Origin of the sequence: Yoonia vestfoldensis (assembly GCF_002158905.1) — a bacterium.
Classification (GTDB): Bacteria; Pseudomonadota; Alphaproteobacteria; order Rhodobacterales; family Rhodobacteraceae; genus Yoonia; species Yoonia vestfoldensis_B.
On the sequence record NZ_CP021431.1, the window covers coordinates 2,059,236 to 2,074,515 of the forward strand.

At 61.5% G+C, this 15,280-nt stretch carries 16 protein-coding genes and 1 tRNA gene; 8 read left to right on the top strand and 9 right to left on the bottom strand.

The window, feature by feature from the left end; genetic code table 11:
• Nucleotides 1-29 precede the first annotated feature (29 nt).
• From LOKVESSMR4R_RS10185 to LOKVESSMR4R_RS10195, 3 genes are read right to left on the bottom strand one after another with little or no spacing between them, the layout of a single operon-like run.
• On the bottom strand, nt 30-419 hold the full coding sequence (locus tag LOKVESSMR4R_RS10185) for an RNA-binding S4 domain-containing protein (RefSeq protein WP_087208076.1): 390 nt from the start codon (nt 417-419) through the stop codon (nt 30-32).
• Complete coding sequence (locus tag LOKVESSMR4R_RS10190; protein WP_087208078.1) at nt 416-3,172, bottom strand: helicase-related protein; 2,757 nt, start codon at nt 3,170-3,172, stop codon at nt 416-418. The genes LOKVESSMR4R_RS10185 and LOKVESSMR4R_RS10190 overlap by 4 nt, the downstream gene beginning before the upstream one ends.
• A gap of 24 nt (nt 3,173-3,196) precedes the next feature.
• Nucleotides 3,197-3,757, bottom strand: coding sequence for a tetratricopeptide repeat protein (locus LOKVESSMR4R_RS10195; RefSeq protein WP_087213014.1), 561 nt, complete (start codon nt 3,755-3,757; stop codon nt 3,197-3,199).
• Between the two features lie 75 nt (nt 3,758-3,832).
• Here LOKVESSMR4R_RS10195 and LOKVESSMR4R_RS10200 point away from each other — a divergent pair, with 75 nt between their 5' ends.
• The 5 genes from LOKVESSMR4R_RS10200 to LOKVESSMR4R_RS10220 all read left to right on the top strand — a co-directional run bounded on the left by LOKVESSMR4R_RS10200 (nt 3,833) and on the right by LOKVESSMR4R_RS10220 (nt 9,641).
• Nucleotides 3,833-4,123, top strand: coding sequence for an SCP2 sterol-binding domain-containing protein (locus LOKVESSMR4R_RS10200; protein WP_087208081.1), 291 nt, complete (start codon nt 3,833-3,835; stop codon nt 4,121-4,123).
• The gene (locus tag LOKVESSMR4R_RS10205; RefSeq protein WP_087208083.1) at nt 4,123-5,061 is read left to right on the top strand and encodes an alpha/beta fold hydrolase; all 939 of its coding nucleotides are present in this window, start codon (nt 4,123-4,125) and stop codon (nt 5,059-5,061) included. The genes LOKVESSMR4R_RS10200 and LOKVESSMR4R_RS10205 overlap by 1 nt, the downstream gene beginning before the upstream one ends.
• A 114-nt stretch (nt 5,062-5,175) precedes the next feature.
• A complete protein-coding gene (locus LOKVESSMR4R_RS10210; protein WP_087208085.1) occupies nt 5,176-6,186 on the top strand; it encodes a ligase-associated DNA damage response exonuclease in 1,011 nt (336 codons plus the stop codon).
• Nucleotides 6,183-7,772: an ATP-dependent DNA ligase gene (locus tag LOKVESSMR4R_RS10215; protein WP_087208087.1), complete on the top strand. Its 1,590-nt coding sequence runs from the start codon at nt 6,183-6,185 to the stop codon at nt 7,770-7,772. The genes LOKVESSMR4R_RS10210 and LOKVESSMR4R_RS10215 overlap by 4 nt, the downstream gene beginning before the upstream one ends.
• A gap of 63 nt (nt 7,773-7,835) precedes the next feature.
• Entirely contained in the window at nt 7,836-9,641 is a 1,806-nt protein-coding gene (locus tag LOKVESSMR4R_RS10220) for a M3 family oligoendopeptidase (RefSeq protein WP_087208089.1), read from the top strand.
• Between the two features lie 58 nt (nt 9,642-9,699).
• Here the strand turns inward: LOKVESSMR4R_RS10220 and LOKVESSMR4R_RS10225 are convergent, their stop codons facing one another.
• The 4 genes from LOKVESSMR4R_RS10225 to LOKVESSMR4R_RS10240 form a co-directional block, all read right to left on the bottom strand.
• Complete coding sequence (locus LOKVESSMR4R_RS10225; protein WP_087213017.1) at nt 9,700-10,674, bottom strand: Gfo/Idh/MocA family protein; 975 nt, start codon at nt 10,672-10,674, stop codon at nt 9,700-9,702.
• A gap of 132 nt (nt 10,675-10,806) precedes the next feature.
• The gene (gene rpoH / locus LOKVESSMR4R_RS10230) at nt 10,807-11,703 is read right to left on the bottom strand and encodes an RNA polymerase sigma factor RpoH (RefSeq protein ID WP_087208091.1); all 897 of its coding nucleotides are present in this window, start codon (nt 11,701-11,703) and stop codon (nt 10,807-10,809) included.
• A 160-nt stretch (nt 11,704-11,863) separates the two neighbouring features.
• On the bottom strand, nt 11,864-12,913 hold the full coding sequence (locus LOKVESSMR4R_RS10235; RefSeq protein ID WP_087208093.1) for an RluA family pseudouridine synthase: 1,050 nt from the start codon (nt 12,911-12,913) through the stop codon (nt 11,864-11,866).
• A gap of 19 nt (nt 12,914-12,932) precedes the next feature.
• Nucleotides 12,933-13,009, bottom strand: a tRNA-His gene (locus LOKVESSMR4R_RS10240).
• Between the two features lie 126 nt (nt 13,010-13,135).
• Between LOKVESSMR4R_RS10240 and LOKVESSMR4R_RS10245 the strand changes: the two genes are divergently transcribed.
• Nucleotides 13,136-13,327, top strand: coding sequence for a DUF6324 family protein (locus LOKVESSMR4R_RS10245; RefSeq protein WP_087208095.1), 192 nt, complete (start codon nt 13,136-13,138; stop codon nt 13,325-13,327).
• On the opposite strand, the gene LOKVESSMR4R_RS10250 is transcribed toward LOKVESSMR4R_RS10245, so the two are convergent.
• Nucleotides 13,314-13,772, bottom strand: coding sequence for an MmcB family DNA repair protein (locus tag LOKVESSMR4R_RS10250; RefSeq protein ID WP_087208096.1), 459 nt, complete (start codon nt 13,770-13,772; stop codon nt 13,314-13,316). The two genes, LOKVESSMR4R_RS10245 and LOKVESSMR4R_RS10250, sit on opposite strands and share 14 nt — an antisense overlap.
• 141 nt (nt 13,773-13,913) lie before the next feature.
• Here LOKVESSMR4R_RS10250 and LOKVESSMR4R_RS20445 point away from each other — a divergent pair, with 141 nt between their 5' ends.
• Nucleotides 13,914-14,060, top strand: a complete 147-nt coding sequence (locus tag LOKVESSMR4R_RS20445) for a hypothetical protein (protein ID WP_204248661.1) — start codon at nt 13,914-13,916, stop codon at nt 14,058-14,060.
• 212 nt (nt 14,061-14,272) lie between these two features.
• Here the strand turns inward: LOKVESSMR4R_RS20445 and LOKVESSMR4R_RS10255 are convergent, their stop codons facing one another.
• A complete protein-coding gene (locus LOKVESSMR4R_RS10255; RefSeq protein WP_087208098.1) occupies nt 14,273-14,584 on the bottom strand; it encodes a hypothetical protein in 312 nt (103 codons plus the stop codon).
• A gap of 259 nt (nt 14,585-14,843) precedes the next feature.
• On the opposite strand from LOKVESSMR4R_RS10255, the gene LOKVESSMR4R_RS10260 reads away from it, so the two are divergent.
• Entirely contained in the window at nt 14,844-15,269 is a 426-nt protein-coding gene (locus LOKVESSMR4R_RS10260) for a hypothetical protein (RefSeq protein WP_157898185.1), read from the top strand.
• Nucleotides 15,270-15,280 lie beyond the last annotated feature (11 nt).

Below are 15,280 nucleotides of genomic sequence, written 5' to 3' on the forward strand. Positions count from 1 at the left end.
TTGCCGGTTTGCTAAATCGGATCGCGCGGTCATTCAAGCGTGAAAGGGTCATCCATCCCGCGCTGCGTCATCATATCCCTGCGATCCTTTTTGGTGGGCCGCCCCTTGCGGTCACTGCCGGGGGTCTGGGGTGCAGGCTCTGTCACAGGCGTCAGATCCTCGTAAAGCGCCTGCGCCTCGGGCGCGGGGCCACGGCGCGTGCCGCAATCAAGGATGCGGATCACCCGTGTCTGATCGGCCTGCACAAAGGTCAGAACATCCCCCGCCCCCACGGCGCGGGCGGCTTTGCTGACCGGCGTGCCACCGACCCGCACCTTGCCCGCGGTCACGATTCCGGCGGCAATGCTGCGCGATTTGAAGAACCGCGCCTGCCAAAGCCATTTGTCCAGCCGGATCGTGACACGCGCGCCGTCGGTCAAGCCTTTTTGAACCCCGCCAAGGCGGCAGCAAAGGGATTGTCGGGATCAATCTGTTTTTCGCGCTTGGGCTTGGCCTGAAAGCTGTCGGGCTTGGTTTGCTGCATCTGCGGCTTGCCTTTCGGCTTGCCCTTGGGCTTGGCATTGCCGCGCGGGCGGTCATTTGTCGGACGTGCCGGGCGCGCAGCCCGTCCGCCCCAAGTGAAGGTATAGAACAGCTCCGTCTCGGGGGCGTCGGGCGTTTGCGGCGGTGCATCTGCAGGCATTTCTTGCGGCGTTTCATCCGGCACTTCGGCAGGTGCTGGCGCATCATCCGGCTGATCGGGTGTTTCAACCGGAATTTCGGTCGGCGGATCACCCGCCACATCGGCGCGCGGTGCCTTGACCTTCACGCGTTCGCCCTTGTCGGCCTTGTAGCCTAGCCCCGCCATCAAATCGGCGAATTGGTCCAGCGTCATGCCGGTGATCGACAGCATGTCGGGATTGGCTTCAAACCCGCCCCGGCTGTCCTTGTCGCGCAGCATATCGGCCAGACGTTCCAGCATGTCGATGCGGATCGCACGTTCGCCCGCGGCACGATAGCCCGCCATCGCGTAATAGCCGGGCACGGCATCTTTCGCGGCAGGCACTGTGACCAGACCGGGGGGCGGGCTTTGCGGGAATTCCGACAGATCGCGCGCCAGCGACCACAGCACAAGGCGCAGGCGGGTCGGGGCGGGTTTCAGCAGCAAAGGCTGGAAGATCGTGAATTGACCAAAGCGCACGCCATGTTTGCGCAAGGCAGACCGCGCATCCTGATCCAGCGCCTTGACCTCATCGGCGACATCACCGCGCGGGATGATGCCGAAATGTTCGGCCATCCGGTAGGCAAAGCCCTTGGCCGCCCCGATCAGTGTTTCGTCATTTTTCAGCGCCAGCAAAGGTTCAAATCCTGCCGCAATCTTGCGGTCGATGAAATGCTGCAAGCGGCGCTGGACCTTGGCCGCGACATCGGGGCCTGCCTCGTCATCGACAAAGACCGCGACACCGGGTTTCAGCGGGTCGGACCCTGCCACCAGCTTGCCCACGGCCTGATCGCCCCACATCAGGCCACCCTGTTCAGTGAAATCTATCTCTGTGTCGGGCGCGTTGTAGAAACGGTCCGCGCGCAGATGCAGATGCGGCGCGATCGCCTGCTGGGACGCCTGCCGGAGGGTTTTCGCCTCATCAGGGCTGCCCGCCTTGTCCATGCGGAAACGGAACCCTTCCAGACGACCGACAAATTCGCCTTCGACGGTCACTTCGCCTTTTTCATTCACCTCGGCCAACAGGCTCTCCTTTTGTTTGAGCCGGCGAAGCAGGATGCTGGTCCGCCGGTCCACAAATCTTTGCGTCAATGCGCCATGCAGCGCATCTGATAAACGGTCTTCTACAGCGCGGGTTTCATCGCGCCAATGGGAATCGTCACGCAGCCAGCCGTTGCGTTGGGCCACATAGGTCCAGGTGCGGATATAGGCCAGCCGCTTGGACAAAGTATCAATGTCCCCGTCGGTGCGGTCAATCCGGCGGACCTGCAAGGCGAACCAATTGGCCGAGACATGCCCAAGCTGGTGCAGATCGTTGTAGATCTGCATCAGCAGCCCGGCATGTTCACCCGCCGAAATACCGCGAAAATCGGGGATACGGCAGACATCCCACAGTAATTTCACCGATGGCCCGTCGGTGGCGCGCGCCGCGACCTCGGCATCCAGCGCCAGCGTTTTCAGCGCGGCCAGATCATCGCTTTCGCGCACGCGGGTCAGCCAGGGGTTATCGGTGCGATCCTCCAAAGATCCGATCAGCCGTTTGACAGAACCATATTGCAACCGGCTGTTGCGCCATTGCAATTTGGCGACAGGGCGGAACTGGTGGTTGCAGATCGCAGCAGCGACGGCATCATCCAAGGGCGGGGCCTCGCCCGTCACGCCAAAGGTGCCGTTTTCAATATGCCGCCCCGCGCGGCCCGCGATCTGCGCCAATTCCTGCGGTTCCAGATGGCGCATCCGGCGGCCGTCATATTTGGTCAGCGAGGAAAAGGCGACATGGCTGATATCAAGGTTCAGCCCCATCCCGATCGCATCGGTGGCGACAAGGTAATCCACATCGCCGTTTTGATACATTTCCACCTGCGCATTGCGGGTGCGGGGCGACAGCGCGCCCATGACAACGGCGGCACCGCCCTTGGTGCGGCGCAAAAGTTCGGCGATGGCATAGACATTATCGACCGAAAACCCGACGATGGCCGACCTTGCGGGCATCCGGCTGATCTTTTTGGACCCCGTATAGGTCAGTTCCGACATCCGGTCGCGGACCATGAATTGCGCGCCGGGGACCAGCGCGGCAATCGCGCCGCGCATGGTTTCAGCCCCCAGAAACAGGGTTTCATGCAGCCCGCGCGCATGCAGCAGCCGGTCGGTGAACACATGGCCGCGTTCGGGATCGGCGCAAAGCTGGATTTCATCAACAGCCAGGAAATCGCAGCCCATGCCCTCGGGCATCGCCTCGACCGTGCAGACCCAATAGGCCGCACGCGGCGGCACGATGCGTTCCTCGCCGGTGACCAGCGCCACAACCCCCGGCCCCTTGATCGCGACGATGCGGTCATAGACCTCGCGCGCAAGCAGGCGCAAAGGCAGGCCGATCACGCCGGTGCGGTAGGACAGCATCCGCTGGATCGCGTAATGGGTCTTGCCGGTATTGGTCGGCCCAAGAACGGCCGTGATCCGGGAACCTTGCATTTTCGTCCCCGTCAGGGCCGGGCGTCAGATCGCCTGGCCGCCCAGCTGTTGGTGCAAACGCGCGCGGTCGTCGCGGGTCTGCGCGGAATATGGCACGATCTGAAGGATCATGTCGTAAAGTTCAAGCGCCGCCTCGGGCCGTCCGGTTTCTTCCATCATGACCGCCAGCCCGCGCATCGCCTCGAAATGGCGCGGATTGCGGGTCAGCACCTCTTCAAGGTCGGCCATGGCGGGGCCGATTTCATCAAGCAGATAAAAGGCTGTGGCGCGCTGGTAATAGCCTTCGGCAAAATCAGGGGCATGGTCGACCAATGCGGAAAAATGATCAAGCGCCGCCTCGGGCGCGCCCGCATCCAGCGCATCCTGGCCCCGGCGCAGCAACAGATCCATCGCAGCCGACCCGCTTTTGGCCCATTCGGCGATGATCTGCTGTTCGATGCGCAAGGATCCGTCTTCATCACTCTGTGACAATTCCGCGAAAAGCTGGTCCAGCCTTTCGGTTTGTGCGACCAGGGGCTGCGAAAACCCCAGGCCCAGCACAAGTGCCGCAACGATACATTTGAAGCCAAGTCGATCTGCCATCATATCTGGCAATGTAATGCATCCCGCGACAGACACCAGAGCCTGCCTGCCGCAAATCATCACGAGAGGATCAAAATCATGAGCGAAGTCGTCACCGAAGCCGTCACCCAGCTGAACGCCAAGATGGGCGGCGCAGGCTTTGACGGAACCGCCAAATTCGTCATCGAGGATGAAGGCAGCATCATCATCGACCAAAGCGGCGCACGCGCTGCCGATGACGACGCCGATGTCACGCTGACCGCCAGTGCGGATGTGTTCAAGGCGATCCTTGATGACGAGCTGAACCCGACAACCGCTTTCATGACCGGCAAATTGACCGTGGATGGCGATATGGGGATGGCGATGAAACTGACCAGCGTGCTTGGCTGATGGCCGCTGCCGCCCCGTTTTTCGATGATATCGCAAACGGCCCGGCGGGCGGGGCGGCGCATTGGCTGACAACCAGCGACAAAAGGCGTATCCGCGCCGGTCATTGGCCGGTGGCGGGTGCCAAAGGCAGCGTGCTGATCTTTCCCGGACGCACCGAATATATCGAAAAATACGGGATCACCGCCCAGGCGCTGACAGCAGCGGGCTATAGCGTGCTGGCGGTGGACTGGCGCGGCCAGGGGCTGTCGGACCGGCTGATCGCTGATCCGCGCCTTGGCCATATCGGCGATTTCGCGGATTACCAGCGCGATGTGGCGGCTGTGCTGGCCCATGCCGCCGCACTTGATCTGCCACGGCCCTATTTCCTGCTCGCCCATTCCATGGGGGGCTGCATCGGGCTGCGGGCGCTGATCAACGGGCTGGATGTCAATGCGGTGATGTTTTCCGCGCCGATGTGGGGCATCCAGATGCCGCGCGCGACACGGTCCTTTGCATGGAGCCTCTCGACCCTCAGCCTGCCGCTGAAATGCGACGAAAAGCTGGTGCCCGGCCAATCCGCGACCAGCTATCCGCTACAACAGCCCTTTGCGGGCAATATGCTGACAAGCGATCCGGCCATCTATGCCGCGCTGCGCCAGCAGGTCGCAACCCATCCCGCTCTGGGGCTTGGCGGGCCGACCCTGCGCTGGCTGAACAAATCCTTGCAGGAAATGCGCGACCTGTCGCGCCTGCCCGCGCCCGCCATCCCCTGCCTGACCTTTCTGGGCAGCCACGAATCCATCGTCGACCCCGCCGCGATCCGCAGCCGCATGGCGCGCTGGCCGGGTGGATTACTGCACGAAATCAAGGGCGGCCAGCATGAAATGCTGATGGACAACCGCGACATGCGCGACAGCGTCACCGCCAAAACCATCGCCCATTTCGACGCGCATCCCTGACCGCATTATCCACATCTTCTTTTTTCCAAAAATACTCCCGCCGGAGGCGCAGGTCTGTCCACCGCCACCGGCAACCGCCATTGGCAGAACAATCCTAAACCCTATCTATCTTTCATGGCGGATGTGCTGACCTTCACCGACAGCGGGATCTATTGCCCCGCGGGCGATTTCTATATCGACCCCTGGCGTCCGGTGCCACGGGCGCTGATCACCCATGCGCATAGCGATCACGCGCGCTGGGGGATGGACAGCTATCTTGCCACCCCGACCACCGCCGCCGTGATGCGGCACCGGCTGGGCGAGATCAATGTCCAGACGATTGCCTATGACACCGCACAGCGCATCGGGGATGCAGAGGTGTCCTTTCACCCCGCAGGCCATGTGCCGGGATCAGCGCAGATCCGCATCGCGGTCAAAGGGCAGGTCTGGGTGGTCTCGGGCGATTACAAGATTGTGGATGACGGGCTGTCGGAACCTTTCGCGCCTGTCCGCTGTCATGCGTTCATCAGCGAATGCACTTTCGGGCTGCCGATCTTCAACTGGACGCCGCAGGATGTGTTGCGGGGCCAGATCAACCGCTGGTGGGCAGAATCTGCGGCCTCAGGCAAGACCGCGATCCTGGGGGCCTATGCTTTGGGCAAGGCGCAAAGGCTGTTGCGGCTGCTGGACCCCGATATCGGCCCGATCCTGACGCATGGGGCGGTGGAAAACACCAATGACGTGCTGCGCGCCCAAGGGATCGCCCTGCCCGCCACGACCCGCATCGATGCCGGTATCACCGCCAAAACCCATCCCGGCGCTTTGGTGCTGGCGACACCTGCCGCGCTGGATACCGCTTGGGCGCGGCGGTTCGGGCCGGCCTCGACCGCCTTTGCCAGCGGCTGGATGGCCCTGCGCGGGGTGCGGCGCAGACGGGCGGCGGATCGGGGGTTTATCGTCTCGGACCATGCCGATTGGGTCGGGCTGAATGACGCGATCAAGGCCACGGGTGCCGAAAAGATTTTCGTGACCCATGGTTACACGACGGCCTTTCAGCAATGGCTGCGCGATCAGGGCCATGATGCCCATATCGTCAGCACCGATTACCAGGGCGAAGGGTTCGACGCCTCCGAGGATGTGGCATGAAAGCCTTTGCCGCCCTTTTCGCCCAACTTGATGAAAGCACCAAGACCAGCGTCAAGGTCGCGGCCCTGGCCGCGTATTTCCGCACCGCCCCTGACAGCGACAAGCTCTGGACCCTGGCGCTTTTCACCGGGCGCAGGCCGAAACGGGTGATCACGGCGTCCAAATTGCGGCTCTGGGCGGCCGAGGTCGCAGGCCTGCCCGATTGGCTGTTCGAGGAAAGCTACAGCATCGTGGGCGATCTGGCGGAAACCATCGCGCTGGTGCTGCCCCCGCCGCGCGCCACCAGCGACGAAAGCCTGACCTATTGGATCATGCATCTGCGCGCCTTGGGCATGCAGGACGAGGAGGTGCGCAAGGCCGGCATCATCGCCGCTTGGGACCGGCTGCCGCCTGCGGAACGGTTTTTATTCACCAAGCTTTTGACAGGCGGTTTTCGTATCGGGGTCAGCGCGAAACTGATGATCCGCGCGCTGGCGCAGGCCACAGGCCAGCCGGAACCGGAATTGACCCATAGGCTGATGGGCAATTGGACCCCCGACAATGTCACCTGGACCAGCCTGATCGAGGCGGATGACCCGGGCACCGATGCGTCCCGCCCCTATCCGTTCTATCTGGCTTACGGGCTCGAGGATCTAGATGCCCTCGGCCCGCCTGCCGATTGGTCGGCGGAACGCAAATGGGACGGGATCAGGGGGCAATTCATCCTGCGCGGCAGCAATCATTACCTATGGTCGCGCGGCGAGGATCTGATGACCGACCGCTTTCCAGAGCTTGCGCAATTATGCGACGCCCTGCCCGATGGCACCGTCATTGACGGCGAGGTACTGGCCTTTGCAGATGATGCCCCCCTGCCCTTTGCCGCCTTGCAAAAAAGGATCGGGCGCAAAACCGTGCCGCGCAAATTGCTGGCCGAAGCGCCGGTGATCCTGATGGCCTATGATCTGCTGGAACTGGACCGCAGCGACATCCGCCAGCAGCCCTTTGCCGAAAGACGCGCGCATCTGGCGCGGCTTGTTGCGCGGGTTTCAACCCGCGCGCCCCTGCGGTTGTCACCGCAGGTGACATTCACCACATGGGACGATCTGGCCGCAGAACGCGAAAAATCCCGCGATCTGGGGGCGGAAGGGCTGATGCTGAAACGCCATGACAGCCCCTATCTGGCCGGTCGCAAGAAAGGCGATTGGTGGAAATGGAAGGTCGATCCGCTGACCATCGATGCCGTGATGATCTATGCGCAATCGGGCAGCGGGCGGCGGGCGAACCTGTTCACCGACTACACATTCGCCGTGCGCGACGGCGATGCGCTGGTGCCTTTCACCAAAGCCTATTCCGGCCTGACTGACGTGGAATTCCGCCAGATCACCGCTTGGGTGCGCAAGAACACGCTGCAAAAATTCGGCCCCGTCCGGCAGGTGCCGCCGGTCCATGTCTTCGAGATCGCCTTTGAAGGCATCAGCGAAAGCCCGCGCCACAAATCCGGCGTCGCCTTGCGGTTTCCGCGGATGCTGCGCTGGCGGCAGGACAAACCCCTGGCCGAGGCCAATACGCTGGACGATCTGCGCGAAATGCTGCGGCTTTACGGCTGACAGGGTTCCCTGTGCGGCTACGAGCGCCTAAGTATTGCGTCAAACAGCAATGAAAGCCGCGCCATGCAAAACCCTGTCTATGATGCCAATACCTCGGGCAAGAACGCTTTTGGCGATCTGCCGGAATGGGACCTGACCGACCTTTACCCCAGCCCCGACAGCCCCGAAATCACCCGCGACATGGCATGGCTGGACAATGAATGCGCGGCCTTTGCCGCCGATTACGAAGGCAAGCTGGCCACGCTGGATGCGGCGGGTCTGCTGGGCGCGGTCCAGCGCTATGAACAGATCGACGTGATCGCGGGGCGGATCATGTCCTTTGCGGGCCTGCGCTATTACCAGATCACCACCGATAGCGACCGGACCAAATTCATGGCCGATTGTCAGGACAAGATCACCCGTTTCACCACGCCTTTGGTGTTTTACGGGCTGGAATTCAACAGGCTGGAGGATGCGCATCTGGCAGGGCTTTTGGCGGGGAATGCCGATCTGGCGCGCTATAAACCCGTGTTCGACCGGATGCGCGCGATGAAGCCGCATCAATTATCCGACGAGCTGGAAAAATTCCTGCATGACCAATCCACCGTCGGGGCCGCCGCCTGGAACCGGCTGTTTGACGAAACCATGGCGGGGCTGGAATTCGTGGTGGATGGCGATCTGCTGAACCTGGAAAGCACGCTGAACCTGTTGACCGACCCCGACCGCAGCAAACGCGAGGCCGCGACCCATGCGCTGACGTCCGTGTTCCGCGAAAACATCAAGATCTTTGCCCGCGTCCACAACACGCTGGCCAAGGAAAAAGAGATCACCGATCGCTGGCGCAAAATGCCCAGCCCGCAGGCCGCGCGCCATCTGGCCAACCATGTCGAACCCGAGGTGGTCGAGGCTTTGCGCAACGCCGTTGTCGCGGCCTACCCCCGCCTGTCGCATCGCTATTACGCGCTGAAAGCGAAATGGCTGGGGCTGGACCGGATGCAGGTCTGGGACCGCAACGCGCCTTTGCCCATGGACCAGCCCCGCGTGATCGGCTGGCAAGAGGCGCGCGACACCGTGATCACCGCCTACGCCGGTTTCGATCCGAAAATGGCCGAGATCGCGGGGCGGTTTTTCGACAAGGGCTGGATCGATGCGGCAACGAAACCCGGCAAGGCGCCGGGCGCTTTCGCACATCCGACCGTGACGACAGTGCATCCTTATGTGATGCTGAACTACCTTGGCAAACCGCGCGATGTCATGACGCTGGCGCATGAATTGGGCCATGGCGTGCATCAGGTGCTGGCCGCCGAACAGGGCGAACTTTTGTCATCCACCCCGCTGACGCTGGCGGAAACGGCGTCGGTTTTTGGCGAGATGCTGACCTTCCGGCAGCTATTGGACAATGCCAAGACGCCACAGGACCGCAAGGTGCTGCTGGCGGGCAAGGTCGAGGATATGATCAACACCGTCGTGCGCCAGATCGCGTTTTATGATTTCGAATGCAAACTGCATGCGGCACGCGCGGAAGGCGAATTGACGCCGGACGATATCAACGCGCTCTGGATGTCGGTGCAGGCGCAAAGCCTTGGGCCGGTGTTCGATTTCGCGGATGGCTATGAAACCTTCTGGGCCTATATCCCGCATTTCGTCCATTCGCCATTCTACGTCTATGCCTATGCGTTCGGCGACGGGCTGGTGAACGCGCTTTATGCCGTATTCGAAGAAGGCGATGCCGATTTCCGCGACAAATATTTCGCGATGCTGCGCGCGGGCGGGTCCAAGCATCACAAGGAATTGCTGGCCCCTTTCGGGCTGGATGCTTCGGATCCTGCGTTCTGGGACAAGGGGCTGGCCTTGATCGAAAGCATGATCGACGAGCTAGAGGCGCTTTAGTGCCAGCGCCTCCGGCGGGGGAGTATTTTTGGAAAAAAGAAGGTGAAAGGGCGCGCTTTCAGCGCTGCGCGCCCGCCGCAAAGGCCATATCCATCATCACCTGCGTGCCGCGCGAGAATTCCAGCGGACAGGGGTAAGCGGCGGCACCGCGCAGGGAAGCGCCGAAGTTTTCGACTTGCAGGCTGTATTGGTTCACGCCGGGCCAGCGTTCGGTGATCATGCTGCTGCCATCGGTTTCCAGCGTCAGCTGCGCCATGTCAAAGATATTGGCGTTGAACGGGCAGGTCAGGCGCAGGATCCCTTTGTCGCCGTGAAAGGTCATCTGCTGGCGCGGATGCATGCGCATCGATACCAAAGCGGTGCAGGTGAAATCGGGGAAGCGGGCGGCGACCTGGGCGAAGACATCGACATCATTTTCCAGCCGCAGATCGGCATGGCTGATGCTGACAGGGTCCTGCCCGCTGACAAAGCGCGCCGCGCCAAATGGATAGACCCCGATGTCGCGCAGCGCCCCGCCTGCGGTTTCGGGCCGGTTGCGGATATTGGTCGGATCCGCGGCATTGTTATAGGTGAATGTCCCATCGACATGTGTCAGCCGGCCGATCGCGCCTTGCTGGACAAGGGCGCGCGCACGGATGAATTGGGGGTGATGCACGATCATGAAAGCCTCGGCCGCAAGCAGCCCCGCCGCATCGCGCGCGGCGATCAGCCGGTCGTAATCGGCGGCTGCCAGCCCCATGGGTTTTTCGCAAAGCACCGGCTTGCCCGCCGCCAGCGCCTTGAGCGACCAATCCACATGCAGATGGTTGGGCAGCGGGATATAGACCGCATCCACAGCCGGGTCGGCCAAGAGCGCGTCATAGCTATCATGGACCGTGATGCCGGGGGCGAAATCCGCGAAACCCGCCGCCTTGGCGGGGCTGGATGTCGCCAGCGCGTAAAGCTCGGCCCCATTGGCGGCATGGATGGCGGGGCCCATGAAACGGCGGGCGAATTCGGCGGCACCCAGGATGCCCCAGCGGATTGGTGTCATGGTCATCTCCCTTTTGGGGATGGTAGCGCTATCATCCAGCCACCGCCACGCCCCTTTCCCATCTTCCGAGCAAAAAATATCCCCGCCGGAGGCTCCGACGGGGATCATAAGGATGACGGGTTGCAGGAAAGCTCAGGCGCTTTCCAGCATGCCTTTTTCGCGCGCCAGCTGCGTCATGCGTGACTGCAGCTTTTCAAACGCCCGCACCTCGATCTGGCGGATCCGTTCGCGGCTGACATCGTAGCGCGCGCTGAGATCCTCAAGCGTGACGGTTTCATCGGCCAGGCGGCGCTGCACCAGAATGTCCTTTTCACGGTCATTCAGCACGGTCATCGCTTCGGCCAGCAGGGCGCGGCGGGCGTCCATTTCGTCATGTTCTTCGTAGTCGGCGGCGGTATTGGCGCTGTCGTCTTCGAGCCAATCCTGCCATTGCATCGACCCTTCGCCATCCGACCCGATCTGCGCATTCAGCGAGGCATCGCCCCCCGACAGGCGGCGGTTCATCGAGATCACCTCATCCTCGGTCACACCCAGATCATTGGCGATCTGCTTGACATTCTCGGGGCGCAGATCGCCTTCTTCCAGCGCGCCGATGCGGTTTTTCGCCTTGCGCAGGTTGAAGAACAGCTTTTTCTGCGCCGATGTCGTGCCCATTTTCACCAGCGACCAGGACCGCAGGATATATTCCTGGATCGAGGCGCGGATCCACCACATCGCATAGGTCGCCAGGCGAAAGCCTTTCTCGGGATCAAAGCGTTTGACCGCCTGCATCAGGCCGACATTCGCCTCGGAAATCACCTCGGCCTGCGGCAGGCCATAGCCGCGATAACCCATGGCGATCTTGGCGGCCAGGCGCAGATGCGATGTCACCATCTTATGCGCGGCCTCGGTGTCTTCATGGTCCACCCAGCGTTTGGCCAGCATGTATTCTTCTTCGGGTTCCAGCATCGGGAATTTGCGGATTTCCTGCATATAGCGGTTCAATCCGCCTTCCGGGGTAGGTGCGGGAAGATTTTTATAGTCGCTCACTGTCGTGCCCTCCGTTATGTATAAAGGCTTAACATGGATATGATAGCACTTCGGCTGGTTTCAAGTATCGGTGTTTCCTTATCGTCAACTTAATATGAACCAATCGGTTCAGTTTTACGAGTGGGCTTTGCGTGCGTTCACGCACATGGGATTGAGTATTTCAGACCTGACCGCCCATCGCGGTCAGCAGGTCCTGCATATCGGCGGGGATAACAGCTTGAAATTCAAGGAATTCCTTGCTTACCGGATGCACAAAACCCAAAGTCGCCGCATGCAGCGCCTGGCGCGGGAATGCGGCGACAGCGGCGACGCCAGCCTCGCCCAGGGCTTTCGGCGACATCTTGCGCCGCCCGCCATAGGTGGGATCGCCGATCAACGCATGGCCGCAATGGGCCAGATGCACCCGAATCTGGTGGGTGCGGCCGGTTTCAAGCCAGCATTCGATCAGTGCCGCAACCGGCGGCGTGCCCAAAGGTTCCAGGATTCGCGTGCGTGTGACGGCATGGCGCCCGGCGCTAAAGGACACGGCCTGCCGCTGCCGGTCGGTCCGGTGCCGCCCCAGCAGGGTCTGGATTTTCAGGATATTACCGGGCTCGAAACTGGTGCCCTTGATGCCGCGCAGACGTGGGTCATTGGCATCAGGCACGCCGTAACAGATCGCGAGATAGCGGCGTTCGACGGTATGGGCGGCGAATTGATCGGCCAGATGGTGATGCGCGCGGTCGGATTTGGCGACAACCAGCAGCCCCGATGTGTCCTTGTCGATCCTATGCACGATGCCCGGGCGTTTCAGCCCGCCGACGCCGGACAGGCTGTCGCCGCAATGATGGATCAGCGCATTGACCAGCGTGCCATCCGCCGTGCCGGGGGCGGGATGCACGACCATGCCGGCGGGTTTGTTGATGACGATCAGATCGTCATCCTCGAACACCACGTCAAGCGTGATATCCTGCGCGCCGATATGGCTTTCGACGGCGGCGGCGACGGTGACGGCGACCTGCGCGCCCTCGGCGATGCGGAAACGCGGATCGGTCACGACCATTCCGTCCACCGCCACAGCGCCATCCGCGATCAGCCGCGCCAGACGTGACCGGCTGAGCGCGGCATCATCAGGCACATCGCGGCCAAGCGCCTTGTCCAGCCGCGGCGGCGGGTTGGCGGCGATGGTAAAGGTGATCAGGCTCGGCCCCATCTGGTTCTCCGTCATCATCTGCGGCCTGAAAAGGGGGTGGTACCACCTGCTGGTCTCGAACCAGCGACCTCTTGATCCACAATCAAGCGCTCTAACCAACTGAGCTAAGGCGGCACTGGCGCCGGATTTAGCCGCATGACCACATGATTGCAAGGGGCAGTCGCGGCTTTTCGCGCGCGGCACTTGCCAAGCGATCACGCGGCGCTGTAGGCAGGCGCAAGACAGCAAGGAACAAAGATCATGGGTATCAACAGCGAACGCGATATCGAGGCCAATATGCAGATCGGCCCGACCGAACTGGGCATGGTGCGGATCTTCATCGAGGCCGGCGATACGGAAATCCCGATGGATTTCGACCCCGAGGAAGCCGAGGAAATCGCCGATGAAATCCGCGCCGCCGCCCAGGCCGCGCGCGCTGTCAAAACGCGCTGACGCAGCCCGGATCGCGCGCCATCTGCGCGCGGATCGCGGCGTGGCGGGCGAATTTCTGTGTCAGCATCTTGCGCCGCGCGGGGGCCAGCCGCTGTTCCGGCCCAAGGCGCAGGATTTCGGCATCATAGCTATCGGCGATGATCAGCCCGGTATCATCGGGCAAAAGCGTGACCGGAAAATCGGCATCGACCGCCCAGAAAAACCGGTCGCACCATGCCAGATAGCCCTGCCATTTGCGGTCGGTCTGGAAATCGGCGCGGCTTGATTTGCATTCGATCACCCAGATTTCACCTTTCGGCCCCAGCGCCATGACATCAACGCGCAGGCCCGATGTCGGCACCAATTCCTCGACGCTGACGAAATCATGGCCGCGCAAATGACGACAGACGCCCCGCGCGAGGCTCTGGCCGGGTTGCAAGGCGGAAGAGGCAAAGCCGGAAGACATGGCGCGATATTGAACAAGAGGGGAACAGATTGCAATCGCGCGGCGGCTGGCCTGCGTTATCTACCGCCCGACAGCGGGCGATCTTTAGGATTTGGTCAGGTTTCGCTGCTATCCTGCACCCCAGTTACAAAGGGCACTGACATGTCACTGATCGCCAGTATCACTTTTTTCGAAACCTGCATGGCGCTGCTGACCATCGCTCTGGCTGAACGGGTGCTGCTGGGCTATGCCCCCGCCGCCATGGTCGGCCGTGATGGCTGGTTGATCCGCGGTGATATCGAAGAATAAGATCACGCCACTTGTGGAACCCCGCATTGCGCCCTAATTGGAAAGCAGACGGGTTTCTGCGCTGCATGTATACCATCGGTACAAATCCAGTGGCCTTAAGCAACTCCGAGGGAGCTGGCTCTGTTCTGGCCCTGGTCAGTCTATCTGGCGCCCACCTGTAAAAACAGGTCCTCGGGATTAGCTACCGCTACGGCAGAGGTGGTGCCCGTCGCCTACCGCCCGCGCCGCGACCCGGCGGTTACACGGATCGGGATCAATTGCCCGCCCGATTGGTCGTCGTCATCATCATCCTGCGCATTCAGCATGATCGAGATCGCGAATTGCACGCTGCCGAAAACCGTGCCGTGAAAGAACCACAGCAAGAACAGCGCCAGCCAGCCGATATCGGAATTGGCCACAAGGCTGCCAAGGCGCGCCACATCATACCAAAGCAGCATCGCCACAAAGACCGCCGCGATCACAAAACCCACCGCGCAATGGCGCAGGTAAAGCCGCATCAGATCTGGTTCTTGGTCATGTGTCATGGCAGCGCCCCCTATCATCTTTAGCTAAGCCATGCGCGCCGAAAAACAAGCCATGGCCTGATCGCGCGCCCTGTTGTTCAGGCCCTTTGCCGCCTGGCAAGACACGGCAGGCACAGCGCCGCCTGCGATGATCTTAATCACTTGTTCATATTAATGTCCGCCATCAGCCCCAGAATGGTCTGATTTCAACACCATATCCGGCGCTGACGTGACGATAAGGTGACGTCACGGTTCACCAATAAACGAGGGAATGAGTATCATGAAAAGCATTACCAAGCGCCTGTCACGCGCCAGCGCACCAAAACAGGTAGCCTGTGCCATCAGCATCGCCATGATGATGGCCGCAGCACCGGCATATGCCGATCCGACCATCGGGTTTGGCCTGTCGGTCAGCTATGGCCCGCAGAGCATCGATACAGGTCTCGGCGTCAGGATCTTTTCGGATAACGAAGATGACAGCAACGTGGCCACGATCGGTCTGGATTACATGCTGGTCAGCCAATCCTGGCGCGCCACCATCGGTGCGGCACGTCTATATGATGAAACCTATTTCGGCCTTGATCTGGGGTTTGACGGGACTTTCGATTTCGGCGTCTCGGCAGGGTTGCTGAGAGAGGAAACCGAGCAAGTCTTTGCGCAGCAGACTGGCCTTGTACCGGTCATCCCGGACCAGCAGCCGCGCTAAGGGCTCGTAAC